This window comes from Sphingomonas sp. GW821-FHT12D09 (assembly GCF_058807215.1).
Genome location: NZ_JBXAQL010000001.1, coordinates 1,666,889 through 1,682,901, shown reverse-complemented (window position 1 = coordinate 1,682,901; position 16,013 = coordinate 1,666,889). Strand labels below are relative to the sequence as shown.

Genomic DNA, 16,013 nt, shown 5'->3' with positions numbered 1-16,013 from the left:
GATATTAGCGTCAAAAGCGCCAGTTGAGCTGGGCTCGTGCGCCGTGGTCGGTCGAGCGGTCGCCATAGGTGCCGGTGTACGAGACGCCAAGCCGGATATGCTGGCTGAGGTCGAGTTCGAGGCCGAGATCGACAGCGGCGCTGGTCCGGTCGAGCGGGATGCCACTCGCCTGGAACGCGCTGCCGCCGGCAAAGGCGAGGTCGATGGTCGGCACGCGGTCGCCGAACCCGCGGCGCGCCGCAGCCGAACCGTCGATGCTGAGCTTCGTGCCGCCCAGGTCCCAGCCGATCTTCGCCTTGAGCCCCAGGCTGCCATAGGTCGCATCGAACCCGTCGGTGCCGCCGTGCAGCGCGGCGCTGCCGCCATGCTCGTTCACGCCGGCATCGAACAGCGCGACATGCGCCAGGCTGACGAACGGCTGGAGATCGACACCGCCGATGCTGCCCTTGACCGCCAGCTGCCCGAAGGTCTGGAAGGTGCGGGCGTCGTACTTGTCCCCGAGCAGCTGGTTGAGGCTGGCAAAACCGACATGGCGCTGCGCATTGACCGAGTGCCAGCCATAGGCGCTGCCGAGCTGGATCGACACCGGACCATAGGAACCGAGCAGGCTGGTGCCCGCCTGGTAGCTGGTTGCCTTGTGCGTCGCGCTCGATGTGCGGAACTCGCTGGTGCCGTAGCTAAGCGCCACGCCCATGCGCCAATGGCTGTCGAACGAGCCGTCGAAGCCGGTGACGAAACCCTGGGTCGAGCGCTTGTAGCCCTGCGCCTCGGCGCTGCCGTCCACGTCGCGCCACGACCCGATCACGCGGCCCCACATCGCCAGGCCCTCGGCACCGGCCATCTCGTCGCGCGACAGCATCGCGTCGCGGATGAACCGGCTGTCCTCGACCAGCGAAGCGCGGACGCTCGCATAGTCCGAACCGGCAAGCTGGTCGAAGGCCGCGCGGGCCTCCGGCGCGGTGAGCAGCGTCACCGCTTCGTACACGCTGTTGCCTGCACCGAGCGCCTGCACAGCCGGGGCGATCGCGCCCTGGTTGCCGGTCTGCGCCACGGCTGCGAAGTCGATGGTGTTGCGCTTGAGGTTCAGCGTTACCGCGTTGGCGGTGTAGGCCAGGGTGGGTGTCAGGAAGGCGAGGTTCGAGGTGACACTCGAGAAGCTGCCCGACAGGCCGCCCGCCGCGGTGAGGATCGTGTAGCTGGTGTCGGCGGCGTAATTGCCATCCGCCGCCAGCACGCTGACGCTCGTGCCGTTGGCGATCGAGGCGGTGCCGTTAACGACGATCTTGTCGCTCTGGCCGGCGGCATTGGCTTCCACTTCGAACACGCTGCCCGAAGTGAAGGCGAGGGTGCCGGTGAAGGTGAGCGTGCCGATCGAGTTGCCCGGCGCGATCGTGCCCGCGATGCTCGCCGAGCCGGCGGTGCCGCTGCCCTGCAGGCGGCCGCCAGCGGCGACGTTGATCATGCCGCCCAGCGTGCCGTTGACCGAGAACATGCTGCCCGCCGCGACGCTGGTCGTGCCCAGGAAGCCCGACGAGTTGCCGGTGAGCAGCACGGTGCCGCCGCCGCGGAAGACCAGGCTGCCGGTGCCGGTGAGCGTGCCGGCATAGCTGCCGTTCGCCGCCTGGTCGAAGACCAGGCTGGTGCCCGTGCCCAGGTCGGCATTGCCGGTGAATAGCGCCGAGGTGGAAACCAGGCTGCCGCCGGTGATGTTCCAGTTGCCGCTGCTCGCGCCGGTGAGAGTGAGCGCCCCCGCACCCGACTTCACATAGCTGCCCGCACCGCTGCTCGCGCCCGCAAAGGTTGCGCTGTTGGCCTGGTTGAACACGACGGTGCCGGCGTTCTGGATGCTGCCCTGGATCGAGGCTGCATTGCCGATCAGCGTGCCGGCCTGGACGATCGTCCCGCCAGTATAGCTGTTGGCGCCGGTCAGCACGAGCGTGCCGAGGTCGGTCTTGACCAAAGCCGCGCTGCCGGTGAGCGCCGAGGCGATGGTGGCGGTGATGTTCGCGCCTGCCGTGGTGCCGTCGCCGACGCGGACGATCGCCTGGGTGCCCGACAGCGCCAGCGCGCCGCCCGACAGCGCATAGCCGTTCGTGGCGAACTGCATGCCGGTCGCCGAGACCTGGCCCGCTACGTTGTCGACCGTCACGCTGCCGCCACTGCCCTGGAACACCGCGAAGCTCGGCACCGGCTGCATCGGACCGTTGATCGTGCCGTTGGCGTCGGTCCAGTTGCGGGTGCCGAGGCTCCAGGTGCCGGCGCCGCCATTGACCACACCATTGTCCCGGTTCGCCGCCGCCGCGCCGTCCCAGAAGGCAAGCGTCGCGCCGTTGGAGTTGATCAGGTTGACTTCGCCCACGGTGCCGGTCTGGATCGTCAGGCCGTCCGTGGTCGCGCCGGTCACCGTGCCGAGCGCGAGCCCGTTGTCGATAAGCGCGCCACCATAGGAGATCAGGCGATAGACGCCGGCGCCGAAGCCCGGCAGCGCCGTAATGTTGAGCGTACCGTCGAGCGTCAGGTTGCCGGCGACGGCGAACAGTGCCGCGTTCGAAGCCTGGGACAGCGTCACGTCGATCGCCGAGCCAGAGGAGAGCGTGAGCGCGCCCATCGACAGCGTGTTGCCATAGGCCCCGACCAGATGCGTGCCGTCGGCAAGGCTGACCGCGCCGCCGATGCCGCCGGTGCCCGAGAGCGTGCCCGCCGAGAAGATGACGTTGCCGCCCAGCTGGCCGGTCACCGCCAGGCCACCGGCCGAGACATTGGTCGTGCCGGCGAAGGCCGCGCTGTTGCCGCTGAGCGTCAGCACGCCGCTGCCGGTCTGGGCGAGGGTGCCGGTGCCGGAGAGCGTGCCCGCATAGGTGACCACATTGGCCCGATCGAGCGCCAGCGTGCCGCCATTCAGCTGCATCGCGGTGCCGCCAAAACTGCCGCGCAACGTCGAGGTGCCGCCGGCCTGGATCAGCGTGCCGGTGCCGAGATTGGCGTCGATCGTCGCGCCGTTCAGCGTGTAGCTCGCCGCGGTGAGCGTGCCGGTGCCGGCCAGCGTGCCCCCGATCGCGACGCTGCCGACCGTATCGTTGAACGCCTGCAGGTCGAGCGTCGCGCCGTTCGCGACGGTCACCACTGCGGTGTCGGCGAGGCGGTTGGCTGCGCCGAGGCGCAGCGTGCCGGCATCGATGTTCACCGTCGCGGTGGCCGCGGCGCCGTTCAGCAGCGAGATGCCCGAATGCTGGATCAGCGTGCCGGTGCCGAAGTTGGCGTCCACCAGCGCATTGTCGAGTACATAGGTGTTCGCGCTCAGCGTGCCGGTACCCGAGAGCGTTCCGGCCAGCGTCAGGCTGCCGACGGTGTCGTCATGGCCCTGGAGGTCGAGCATGGTGCCGGTTGCGACCGTCACCGCCGCCGTATCGGCGAGGCGATCTGCCGCACCGAGGCGCAGCGTGCCGGCATCGACGTTCACCTTCGCGGTCGCCGCGGTGCCGTTCAGCAGCGAGATGCCCGAATGCTGGACGAGCATGCCGGCGCCGAGGTTGGCGTTCGCGATCGCACCGTCGAGGATATAGGCCGAAGCCGAAAGCGTGCCGGTGCCCGAAAGCGTACCTGCCAGCGCCAGACTGCCGACGGTATCGCTATAGCCCTGAAGGTTCAGCGCGGTGCCGGTCGCGACGGAAACCGCCGCCGTATCGGCGAGGCGATCCGAGGCACCAAGCTGCAGCGTGCCGCCGACGACATTGACCGTCCCGGTCGCGGCGCTGCCGTTCAGCACCGAAGTCCCCGAATGCTGGACCAGCATGCCAGTGCCGAGATTGGCGTCCACCAGCGCGCTGTCGAGCGTGTAGGTCGCGGCGGTCAGCGTCCCGGTGCCCGAGAGCGTGCCGGCCAGCGCAAGGTTGCCGATGGTGTCGTTGAAGCTCTGCAGGTCCAGCGACGTGCCGGTTGCGACATTGACCGCCGCCGTGTCGGCGAGACGATCCGCGGCGCCGAGCTGTAGCGTGCCGCCGGTGACATTGACCGTCCCGGTCGCGGCCGTACCGTTCAGCAGCGAAGTCCCCGAATGCTGGACCAGCGTGCCGGTGCCAAGGTTGGCGTTCACCAGCGCGCTGTCGAGCGTGTAGGTCGACGCGGTCAGCGTGCCGGTGCCGTCCAGCGTGCCGGCCAGCGCGAGGCTGCCGACCGTCTCGGCATGGCCCTGCAGGTCGAGCGTCGCACCGGTGAGCACCGTGACCATCGCATTGTCGGCAAGCCGCTCGTCCGCGCCGAGCACCAGGGTGCCGCCCTCGACACGCACCGCCGAGCCGGCCGAGCCGCCGTTGAGCAGCGTGGTGCCGCTCAGCTGATAGACCGCGCCGGTGCCGAGATCGTGATCGATCGTGCCGCCAAGGAAATTGTAGAGCGCAGCAGTCAGCGTGCCCGCGCCGATGAGGTTGCCCTGGATGGCGAAGGCGGCGACGGTCTCGTCGAAGCCGTTCATGTCGAGCGTCGCGCCGCCCCGCACCTCGAGCGTCGAATCGTCGGCGAGAACGCCCGCGGCGCCGAGGCGCAGCGTGCCGGCCGCGACCTGGGTGAGGCCCGAATAGGTGTTGGCGCCCGCAAGCGTCAGCACGCCCGTACCGACCTTGGTGATGCCTCCGCTGCCCGAGGCGACGCCGCCGAACAGGCTGTCCTGGTCGTCCGAGCCGAGCGTCAGCATATGCGCGCCGAGCGCCACTGTGCCCGTGCCCGACAGATTGGCGATGCTCAGGTCCGCAGTAGCGCCCGAGATGTCGAACGCGCCGTTCGCGATCACCGCGCCGGTGCCGGTCGTGCCGGCTCCGGCCAGCGAGAGGGTAGCGCCGGTGTCGATCGTCGTGGTGCCGGCATAGTCGTTGGTGCCGCTCAGCGTGCTGGCACCGGCGGCGAAGACCATTCCGGCACCGCCATGGATGGCGCCGGAGAAGCTGCCGCCGCCATTGACGGTGAGATCCCGGTCCGGACGGAGCTCGACAATGCCGGTTCCCGACAGGCCGCCGATGACGGGGCCGCCTGCGTGGAGCGAGACGTCGAGCGTGCCGTCGACCTGTGCCGCGCCGGTCAGCCCGCCGTCGAAGCCGACCAGATAGAGAGTGGTGCCGGCGTCGATCGTGGTGACGCCGGTATAGAGCTGCATCGCCGAGAAGGTGCCGTAGCCGCCGGCGACATGGAAGCCGCCCGCGCCGCTGATCACGCCGCCATAGCTCGCGCTGCCATTGGTGAGCGTCAGCGTGTTGGTGCCGAGATCGACCGAACCCCAGCCGCTCAGGTCGGCGATGCTGGTCCCGCCATTGGTAAGGCCGGAGATGTCGAAGTCGCCGAACAGGTCGACCACGGCGTTGCTGCCCAGGTTGCCAGTATCGGCGAGCGCGACGCTACCCTCAAGCACGAACAGGTTGGTGAGGTCGTTGGCGCCGGAAAGCGTCCAGGTGCCGGTACCGTCCTTCCGCACCTGGCCCGTGCCCCCCGATATCGTTCCGGAGAAGCTGGCGTCCTGGTTGTCGCCGCCGAGGAAGAGCGTTCCGCCGCTCAGCAGCACGGTGCCGCTGCCCGAGAGGTTGGCGATGGTGACGTTCGGAACCTCGCTGATGCCGTCGCCGTCGCTATCCGGGATCCACACGTTGGTGAGGTCGAGAACGCCATTGGCGACCACCGCCGAATTGGCGATCGAGCCTTCGCCGTTCAGTACCAGCGTGCCGCCGGTGCCGATCACCGTGCCGCCGCTATAGGTGCTGATACCGCTCAGCTGCTGCCAGCTGGCGACGACCAGCCCGCCGGTGCCCTGGATGGCGCCGTCATATTCGCCGCCATAAGGGTCGCCATTGAGCGTCAGCGTGGTGGCGCCGAGATTGACAATAGTGCCGGAGTCGCCATCGAGCGAGCCGATCGCCATCGCGCCGGTGGTGAGGCCGGACAGGTCGAGCGTGCCGCCCCGGAGCCAGACATGGGCCGCATCGCCGATGGCGCCGCTGCCGGAGACCGCGAGCGTGCCGTCATCGACGATCGCGGTGACGAGCGTGTTATGGCCGGTGAGCGTCAGCGTCGCCGTGCCCGCCTTGACCATGCCCTGGACGTACATCGGATCGGGATCCGGGACGCTGTGCAGTACGCCCGCGAAGACGGTATCCTGGCTGCTGTTCACCTGGAGGATGGTGCGGCCGATATTGACGGTGCTTCCCGCGACGCCCGAGAGGTTGCCGATCTCGGCGATCTCCAGGTGCGTGCCGGTGTTGAGCACGGCGTTCGCGCCGGTGAGCGCGACGGAGTTCGACTGGCGCAGCGCGGTCCAGTCGTCGAGCGTCAGCGCGCCGTTGGCGACGACCACGTCGCCGGTGAAAGCAGACCCAGGCCCGTTGGCGGCGGCGAGAGTGGTCTCGCCCGCACCGGCCTGTACGAAGGTGCCGGTGCCGAAGAGGCCGTTGATCGTCATCGTGTCCGCGCGGTCGGCGGTGAGCGTGCCGCCGTTCAGCATGACTGCGCCGAGCAGCGAGCCATGGGTGCCGCCATCGCCGATGGTCAGCCCCGCGGTGCCGTTCAGCGTGGTGACGCCGGTATAGGTCCAGTCCTGGGTCACGGTCTGGTGGCCGGAGTTGATCATGACGTTGCCCGTCATGCCCAGCTCGTCGATGATCCCGGTGAAGCTGCTCTCGCCGCCATTGCCGTCGATGATCAGCGTGTTGTTGCGCAGGATCACCGTGCCGGCGCCGGCCAGTTCGCGGATTGAGGTCAGGCCGGTGGTGAACACGTCGAAACCGCCGTTCACGACGATCTTCGAATTCACGATCGAACCCGCGTCGGTGAGCTGGATCGAAGTGGCCGCGTCGATCACCGTGTCGCCGCTATAGGTGTTGAGGCGGCTGAGCACGATCGAGCCGCCGGTGAGGTGCAGCCCGCCGCTGCCTTCGATGCCGCCGGCGAAGATGTTCGAATCGCCCGCGGTGATCTCCAGCGTCTTGGTGCCGAGCGCGACCACGCCGCCGGTGCCCGAGATATCGCCGAGCGCATAGCTGGTGCCGGCGATGCCCGACAGGTCGAACGTCCCACTCGTCATGTTCAGCGCCGTGCCGGTGCCGAGCGCGCCGGTGCCGGTGAGCGCGAGCGTCGCATCCTGGATGCCGACCGCGCGCATGTCGCTTTGGCCGGTGAGGGTGAGCGTGCCGGTGCCCGCGAGCTGCATCGTCGGGGCGATCGGTGCGGTCGAGACATCGTCGAAGCTGCCGGCGAAGATCTGGTTGCCGATCGTCGCGACCTGCATGCCCAGGTCGCCATAGCGTACGGTGCTGCCGGCAACGCCGGAGAGCGTGTTGATCGTGCCGCCTGCCATGGTCAGGTCGAGCACGGCGCCCGCATTGTCGAGCGCGACGCTGGAGGCGTTCAGAAGCACCTGGCTGCTGTCGAGCGCCAGCGTGCCGGCCGTGACGGTCACGTTGCCGGTGAAGCTGGCCGCGCCGCCGAGATGCGTGGTGCCGCTGCCGGCCTGGACGAGAGCGCCGCTGCCGGCCAGCCCGCTGATCGAGACGCTGTTCGAGCGGTTGACGGTGAGCGTGCCGTCGGCGGTGATCGTGCCGGCCACCGAGCCGGTGGTGCCGCCGTCGCCGAGCGTCAGGCCGGCGCCGCTGTCGATCATGGTGCCGGCGGTATAGGTGTTGGCGCCGGTCAGGACCAGCGTGCCGCCTGCGACGATCACGGCGCTGCCATAGCCGTCGTCGCGCATCACGCCGGTGAAATTGCCCCCGTCAGTGAGCGTCAGCCTGTTGCCGAAGAGATTGAAGTTGCCCGCGCCCGAAAGGCTGCCGATCGTCTCGTCGGACCCGAAGAGCTCGGCGGTGCCGGCGGCGTTGATGATCAGTTCGCCGCTGTCGGCGAGCGCGCTGCCATAGAGGAGCCGCAGCGTCCCGCTGTCGACCATGGTCGTGCCGGTATAGCTGTTGTTCCACACCGACAGGATATTGGTGCCGGCCTGGACGAGGTTGCCGGCGCCGCCGCCGATGTTGGCGACGTTCGTGTCGTCGGACTTGTTGATCGTCAGCGTGCCGTCGTTGAGCACGTAGCTGGTGTAGAGCGTGCCGCCGGTGCCGCCATCTCCCACCGTCAAATTGCCGCCGTTCAGCGCGATCGTGTCGAGCGAGCTGTTGCCGGTGAGCGTCAGCGTGCCGCCGGTCAGGTTGACCGTGCCGTTGCTGAACTGGCCGGCATAAGTGCCGCCATTGGCGATCGTCAGCGTGCGCCCGCCCAGGAACACGGCGCTCATGCTGGCGTTGCCCGAGAGACTGCGGATCGTAGAATCGGAACCGAGCAGCTGGAGGTAGCCGCTCGCCGCCACGTCCGAATAGACGAGCGATCCGGCGCCGCTCAGGTTGAGCTGCGCATTCGCGAGGATCGTCGTGGTGCCGGAATAGGCGTTCGCCCCCGCAAAGGTAGTGACGCCGCCTGCCACGATCACGCCGCCATTGCCCGAGATCACGCCGGCGAAGCTGTTGCCACCCACGCCTGCATTGATCGTGAGGAACTTGTCACCCAGCACCACCGAACCGCCGCTGCCGCGCAGGTCCTTGATCGAGCTGCCGGCCGCGGTCAGGCCGGAAATGTCGAAGCTACCGCCGTTCACGGCGATATAATTGGCCGCGGCGAGCGAGCCACCGCCGGACAAGGCGAGCGTGCCCTGGTTGACCAGCACCGGCAGCAGCAGGTCGATGTTGTTCCCCGTGAGGGTGAGCGTGCCCGTGCCGCTCTTGGTCAGCGCCCCCGTCGATACGGGCGTGCCGCTCAGCGTGCCGGCGAAGACCGTGTTCGCGTTGTTCGCCAGCGTTGCGCTCTTGCCCGACAGCAGCACCCGGCTGGTCGCGACGCCGGACAGGTTGTTCAGGACGAGCCCGTCCGACGTCAGGTTGGCGGCGTTGAGCGTGGTGTTCGCGCCCATGGTGATGGCGGAGCTGTTGCCCAGTGCGCTGGTATTTCCGAGCGCCACCGATCCGGCTTCGATGGTGGTGGTGCCGGTATAGGTGTTGGCGCCGTTGAGGGTCAGGACGCCGGTACCGCGCTTGACCAGTGCGCCGTTGCCCGAGATCGCGCTGTACTGGGTGCTCGTGGTCGACTCGTTGAACGCGATCGTGCCGCTGTTCACGATGGTGTTGGTGCCGTTGGACAGTGCCGCGGCCGAAGCCAGGAGAGTCGCGCCCGCGTCGATCCGGATCCCGCCGCTCCAGGCATTGGAGGTATTGGTCAGCTCGATCGTGCCCGCACCCCCGATGACGAGCGGCTGGCTTCCGCCGGGCTGGGTGATCTGGCCGGTGAGCGTCGCCACCACGCCGGCATCGGTCTCGAGCTGCGTCGGATCGTTGACCGGGTCGGTGGACGCGAGAACGATCGCGTTCGAATAGGTGCCGGTCGCGGCATACTGGATCGTCGGGTCGAGCGCGGTGATCGTGCCGGTCCCGAACCCGCCGGCGCTCGTCGCGCGGATGATCGCGCCGTTGACGGTGATCGCGCCGGCGAGCCCGGCGCCGTTGAAGACCAGCGTGCCGCTCGGGGTGCCGTTACCGGCGGTGATGGTCATTGCCGGGCTGAGGGCCGCACCGTTCAGCGTCCAGGTGCCGGTGCCGGCTTTGTTGAGGATCTCGAAGGCCGAGGTGGTTGCCAGGTTGAGCGTGCCCGTGGTTGTGCCGCCGAGCGCCAGCGTGTCGGAGCCGTTGCCGCCGCCGAGCGTCCCGAAGGTCGCTCCGGTCATGATGGTGAGGGTGTCGTTGCCATTGCCCAGGCTGATCGAGCCGGTCGTGGTCGAACCCGAATTGAGCGTGACGCTATCGTCGAACGAGGATAGCGAGATCGCCCCCGAGCCGCCCGCGATCGTGCCGCTGTTGACCAGGGTCGTCGCAGCGCCGGCCGATGTGATGCCGTAGGAGACGCCGATCAGCGAACCGCTGTTGGTGATGCTGCCGCCGCCGTTCAGCGTCGCGCCGATCGAACCGTTGACGGTACCCGAATTGGTCAGGGTCGCCGTGCCTGACGGCACGTAGATCGCGAAGCTGGTCGCGTTGATCGTGCCGCTGTTGTTCAGTGTCGACCCGGAGGCATCGGTGCGGATGCCGATGTTCGCGGTGATCGCTCCGCGATTGTCGAGCGTCGTCGCTGCGCCGGTGCTGCGCAGGCCGGTGCTGTTGCTGCCGCTCGCGTTGATCGTCGCATAGTTGGTCGCGGTGCCGCCGGCGTTGAGCATGATGGCCGCGGCGTTCCCCACGGTGATCGTACCGCGATTCTCGACCGTGCCGGGCAGGCCGGCCACGTTGATGCCGGCGCCGCCGCTGAGGATGCTGGCGCCGACATTGTTGGTCAGGCTGCCGCCGGCGAGGAAGTTGACGGCAGTGGTGGTGCCTTCGATCACGCCCGAATTGTCGATCGTGGACGTCACCGTGCTGCTGATGCCCACGCCGCCGCGGATCGTGCCGCTGTTGTAGGTCGTGCCCCAGCTGCTCCGGGCGATGCCGTTGGTGCCGCCATAGACGGTGGCGCCGGAACCGACATAGATGTCGGTCTCGCTGGAGCTGCCGGTATCGATGCCCGCCGAGATTGCCGTGATGTCCGCGTTCGCGCGGATGACGTTGCCGGCCAGCCCCGACTGGTTCTCGAGATAGATGCCCCTGTTGACGGCGCTGATCGCCGCGTTGGAGGTGATCTCGACGCGCGAGCTGGCACTCTGGCCGTAGCCGCCGATGCCGATGCTGGTCGCGTTCGAGCTCCCGTTGCCGGTGATGGCGCTGCCCGAGACGATCTGCACCACGCCCTCGGAATAGGCGGCAATGCCGGCTTCGGCCGCGATGGTGCCCCCACTGGTGGCCACGTTCGCGCCGCTATAGCCATAGGCGTAGACGCCCGTGCCGGCGGCCGCGCTGATGCTCACCGTGCCCAGGTTCAGGGTCGAACCCGAGTTGTTGGCCCGACTGTACACGCCGTACTGGCCGGTTGCCGTGATGCCCAGCGTTCCGCCATTGTTGACCACGCTCACTGCGTCGAGCGCGCGCAGATGCAGGCCGTCGGTGCCCGAGAATGTCTGCGAGCCGCCGTTCATCGTCACGCTGACATCGGAGTTCAGGCTCTGCGCCCGGAACGCCGTCCCGCCCGCCTGCGTCGTCGAGAAGCTGTTGGACCCGTTCAGCACCATCGATTGGGGTGAGGAGGAAACACTGACCAGGCCAAGGGCGTTCGCAGCCTGACCGGCCGTGGGTCCTGCACCGGTGGTGTTCGCGATCGTCACGTTCGTGAAGGTGATCGGGGCCGCGACCGTCTGGATGTAGATACCGCCGCCCGCGGGCGTGTTGTTCTCGACCACTTCGGTGCCGGCGCCGGCGATCGCCCCGCCATCCTGCGGTGCCGAGATTTGCGTCTGCGCATAGGCCGGCGCTGCCGCTGCCGCGGCGACCAGGGCAGTGGAGGCGAGCAGGAGATTGCGGGCGCGGCGCGCGGTGCGCGGGGACAGGACGGTCATCTTCATTTCCTCAGCTCGGCGCGATGCGCGCGCATGTACGAAGCCGGGCGCTCGGGAGCGGCCCGACACGCGGCAAATGGATCTTTGGTTGGGAGATTCGCCGGCGGCTGCCGGCGAAGATCAGTCGGAGCCCAATGTCTTTCGCATTCGTGCCCCCGTCGCCCCTGATATGCGCGCCCGACTTATGGGAAGCACCAAAATGGCTCAACGGAACAAATTGGTACGATTTCGCAGGTGCGAGAGCGGCTTTGCCCCATTTCGGTCTTTTCCAGGGTAGATTTTCAGTAAATACAACCGCGTCCGGCTCCGTTCTCACGGAATCCGTTTTCGTGGAGACTTTGCCCTGCCTCCTGACGCGCCCTTCCCGTCGTACCTGTCCGCCGAAGACCTGACGCGTCATCCGCGTTTCGGGGAGGCAGTTGCGATGCTCACCGATCGTCTCGCGAATCTCTATGGCGACGATCGCCGGCTGATCCGCGACCTGTTCGAATATGATCGCGCGGTGACCTTCATGCTCGCCGTCTGTATCGGCGCAGGCGAGCGCGAGGCGGATCCGGAGAGCTGGCTGACCGTCGCGAGCCTGGCGCAGGACGCGGAGGTGATGGGGATCGGTCCTGCACGCCGCGTCCGCCGCTTCGTCGAGGAGATGCGCAGCGACGGGCATCTGGCCGAGGCGCCGATGGCCGAGGATCGGCGGCGCCACCGGTTGCAGCCGACCGATCAGATGCTGGCGATCGATCGCGAATGGGTCGCCGCGTTCCACGCCCCGCTCGCGCTGCTGGAATCCGGCGTTCCGCGCTATGAAGCAGCGATCGCGCATGACCCGGCCTATCATCGCCGCTACCGCACCGCTTCGCTTACAACGCTGCGAATCGCGCGCGATACGATGTGGGAGCATCCGCCAGTCGATTCCTTCCTCCACCAGGCCGGCGGCGCTCGCGTGCTGGCGGTGTTGATGCAGTCGGCGCGCGGCGATGCCGAAGGCTGGTCGGAGCCGGGCTTCTACACCTATGCCGCCGAACGCAGCGCGACGACGCGGGCGCATGTGCGCGGCATGCTGCGCGCGGCTGCGGCGGCGGGCTATGTCGAGATCGTCGAGAAGCCGACGGTGCGCGTGCGCGCCACGCGGCTGCTGCTCGACGATTACGATGCCTGGGTGGCGGATTCGCTGTCGGCGACCGACCTGGTATCGGCGCTCACCCTGGCGCTGGAAGCTCAGCCGGCGACGTAGCGCTCCAGGAACGCCTGGTGTACCGGCATCTGCGCCACGGTGCGCGCAATGTCGGACTTGAGCGTGCCGAGCGCGGTCTGCAACTCACCCTCCACGATCATCCGCCCCATATGGTGGTGGCTCCGCGGCTCCAGCCGCTGGCCGAGCATCACCTGCACCCAGCTATCGACGCGGAACAGGTCGTCGGATGCCTGCCAGGCGATCGCGCCGTCGCGGAACGCTTCGATCCGTTCGGCCAGGCTGTCGGGGATGGCCATCGTCCGGCACTGGTCCCAGAAGCCGCCATCCTCGCGCTGGTTGAGATGGTAATGCAGGATGATGAAGTCGCGGATCTTCTCGATCTCGGCGCGGCTGAGTTCGTTGAAGCGCGCCGCCACGCCTTCGCCGACTCCGCCGAACGGGAAGAGCTGCACCAGCCGGGTGATCGCGATCATGATCAAATGGATGCTGGTCGATTCGAGCGGCTCGACGAACCCGCTGGCGAGGCCGAGCGCGACGACGTTCTTGTCCCACACCTTGCGCCGGCGCCCCGCCTTGAAGCGGATGATCCGCGGCTCGATCAGCTTGGCGCCTTCGATCCGGACATCGAGCAGCGCGCGGGCGCTATCGTCGTCCAGGAAATCCTGCGCATAGACCAGCCCATTGCCCACCCGGTGCTGGAGCGGGATGCGCCACTGCCAGCCGGCCTGGTGCGCGGTGGCGCGGGTATAGGGCAGGGCAGAGCCTACGGACTCGGTCTGCACGGCGATCGCGCTGTCGGTGGGCAGCCAATGGCCCCAATCCTCATATCCTGCCTGCAGCGTCTGTTCGATCAGCAGGCCGCGGAAGCCGGTGCAGTCGAGGAACAGGTCGCCTTCCAGGCGTTCCCCCGAAGCCAGTTTGAGCGCGGTGATGAAGCCCGTCTCCGGATGCTGCTCGACGCTCTCGATCTTGCCCTCGATACGCACCACGCCCAGCGGCTCGGCGAACGCGCGCAGGAAGCGGGCATAGCGGCCGGCGTCGAGGTGATAGGCGTAATTGATATGCCCCTGTTCCGGGATCGCGAAGCGGCCGGCCTTCGCGGCCTGGAGTTCGAAGCAATAGTCGCCGAGCTCGCCGCCCCAGCCTTCCGCGCGCGCCTGCATCCAGAAATGGTGAAAGTCGCCCATCCAGGTCGATTTGCCGATCTGGCCGAAGCTGTGGATGTAGCGGTCGCCCTCGCGCGCCCAATCCTCGAACGCTATGCCGAGCTTGAAGGTCGAGCTGGTCTCGCGCAGGAACGCGCGCTCGTCGATGCCGAGCAGCTGGTGGAAGGTGCGCGCGGTGGGGATGGTGCTCTCGCCGACGCCGATCGTGCCGATCTCGTCGCTTTCGACCAGGGTGATCTCCAGCAACGGCCCGAGCAGCTTGGCGAGCGCCGCCGCGGCGATCCAGCCCGCGGTGCCGCCGCCCGCGATCACGACGCGCCGGATCGGTGTCTGGTTCATTCCCATTCCCCTAGCGATTGAGCCTGTTGATCAGTTGGGCGCGCAGGCGCCGTGCGGATGTCGCGTCGATCGGCGCGAGCGGTCCCTGGGCGTGTGGCGGCAGATGCGCCGCGGCCTGGCCGGCGGGGCCGAAGACATAATAGTCGAACATCGCCTTCCATCCGGCCTTCTCGGTATCCGAACGGTCCCGGAGGCTCAGCATCGCATGGAGCAGCGTGGTCTGCGGCGTGTCGAGAAAGGCGGGGGCTTCGTTCCACCAATAGTTCACGAGGATGTTGAAGCGTTCGAGCGCCTCGACATGATGCCACCACAGCGCGGGATAGAAGAGCAGATCGCCCGGCTCCAGCTCCGCGACCTGTGCGGTGGCGATCGCGTCGGCGAAGCGGGGATAGCGGTCGAGATCGGGAGCGGTGAAGTCGATCATCGAGATCACCTGGCCGCCGGGCGTCGGCTCCAGCGGGCCGGGATAGAGGTTGGCGACCTGGTCGGGCGGAAACAAAGTGAAGCGCCGCCGGCCCGCCGCGCAGATCGCCATGTTGTGCGACATGTCGTGATGCGCGGTGGCGATAGTACGGTTGCCGATCCAGATGCTGGCGAGCACGCCGTGCGCGAACATCGGGTCGGTGAGCGGTAGGTCGTTTTCGGCGCGAAATCCCGGGAGGTAGCGGTCGAGATCGGTCGAGCCGATATAAAAGCTCTCGGGGAAGGGCACGTCGAGCTGGGCGCGCAGCTGCTCCAGCAACGCGGTCATGCCGACCCGGGAACCTTCGAAATTGAAGCCGGTCAGCTCGGCATTGTAGTGGAAGCGGCCGGAAATCTCGGATGCGCCGGTGAAGCCGACCACCGGCTCGCTGGAATCGAAGCCTTCGAGATAGTCTATCGCGGCGGCATCGGACTCGCGGGCGGCGGCGATCAACGGCCAGTCGCGCGCCACGCCGCGCAGGATCACCGGCGCTTGGCCCTCCAGCAGCTCGGCATAGGGGATGGCGCCCAGCGCAATCCCGTGCAGCTCGCGGACCCGCGGGGCACTGGCGGCAACGGCGTTCACGCCGCCGCCAGATTCTTGCGCTCGATCAGCCGCGAAATGTTGCCCAGCGACGCAGCGAGCAGGAAAGCAGAGCCAAGGTAGCCGGCGCGATTGAGGTCCTCCAGCGCCTCGGGCCCGAGCGCAGCAAGCTTGTCGGCCGACAGCACTTCATGGTCGCGGATCACATAGCGGCGCTCGTCGTCGAGCATCAGCTCCAGCGCGACCGGCTGGATCAGCCCGAGCGCATCGAACGCGGCGTACATCGGCGAGGCATCGCCCATGCCGACATGAATCGCGGCGAGCAGCTTGCCGACATGGTCGAGATAGCGAGTCTGGCCGCCATGGGGGAGGAACAGCGGTTCGCCGTCCGCGGCGCCCACGCGGGGATCGTCGAGATCGATCTGGATCACCGGCGTCGCGCCGGCTTCGGCCAGCCCAATCAGGAAGGGACCGCGCTGCAGGATCAGCGGGATATGCCGGCTAATCCAGCGCTCGCCGTCGAGGAACAGATTCTCGTCACGGTCAAGCCCGAGCAGGGCGACCGCCTGCAGCCCTTCGGCGGGGTCGCGGCGGAACAGGATCGGGAAATCGCGCTGCGCCTCGGTGAACTCGGTCGGGAAAAGCAGCGCCTGGTTGACCGCATCGCCATGCGCGGCGCCGTGGCGCAGCGCGACGCGCAGTTCGGCATGGGCGACATTGTCGAGGGCGACCGGTCGGGTCATCGCAGCATCCGGTTTGTGGCAGTCCAGCATGGCGTAAAGCGCCGCGGGCCTCAATCGGTGAGAAAAGGGCCGCCGC

5 protein-coding genes are annotated in these 16,013 nt (G+C 68.0%); 1 reads left to right on the top strand and 4 read right to left on the bottom strand.

Translation table 11 applies throughout. The features are described 5' to 3' along the window. Positions 1-10: 10 nt before the first annotated feature. The gene (locus AC1RPL_RS07540) at positions 11-11,491 is read right to left on the bottom strand and encodes an autotransporter-associated beta strand repeat-containing protein (protein ID WP_493068629.1); all 11,481 of its coding nucleotides are present in this window, start codon (positions 11,489-11,491) and stop codon (positions 11-13) included. A gap of 424 nt (positions 11,492-11,915) precedes the next feature. Here AC1RPL_RS07540 and AC1RPL_RS07535 point away from each other — a divergent pair, with 424 nt between their 5' ends. After that, positions 11,916-12,722, top strand: a complete 807-nt coding sequence (locus AC1RPL_RS07535) for a hypothetical protein (RefSeq protein WP_493068628.1) — start codon at positions 11,916-11,918, stop codon at positions 12,720-12,722. On the opposite strand, the gene AC1RPL_RS07530 is transcribed toward AC1RPL_RS07535, so the two are convergent. The 3 genes from AC1RPL_RS07530 to AC1RPL_RS07520 are packed head-to-tail and all read right to left on the bottom strand — an operon-like array spanning position 12,707 to position 15,937. Then, a complete protein-coding gene (locus AC1RPL_RS07530) occupies positions 12,707-14,188 on the bottom strand; it encodes a tryptophan halogenase family protein (protein WP_493068627.1) in 1,482 nt (493 codons plus the stop codon). The genes AC1RPL_RS07535 and AC1RPL_RS07530 overlap by 16 nt on opposite strands. Positions 14,189-14,198: 10 nt before the next feature. Next, positions 14,199-15,236, bottom strand: a complete 1,038-nt coding sequence (locus tag AC1RPL_RS07525; protein ID WP_493068626.1) for a cupin-like domain-containing protein — start codon at positions 15,234-15,236, stop codon at positions 14,199-14,201. After that, complete coding sequence (locus AC1RPL_RS07520) at positions 15,233-15,937, bottom strand: SapC family protein (RefSeq protein WP_493068625.1); 705 nt, start codon at positions 15,935-15,937, stop codon at positions 15,233-15,235. The genes AC1RPL_RS07525 and AC1RPL_RS07520 overlap by 4 nt, the downstream gene beginning before the upstream one ends. Positions 15,938-16,013: the final 76 nt, after the last annotated feature.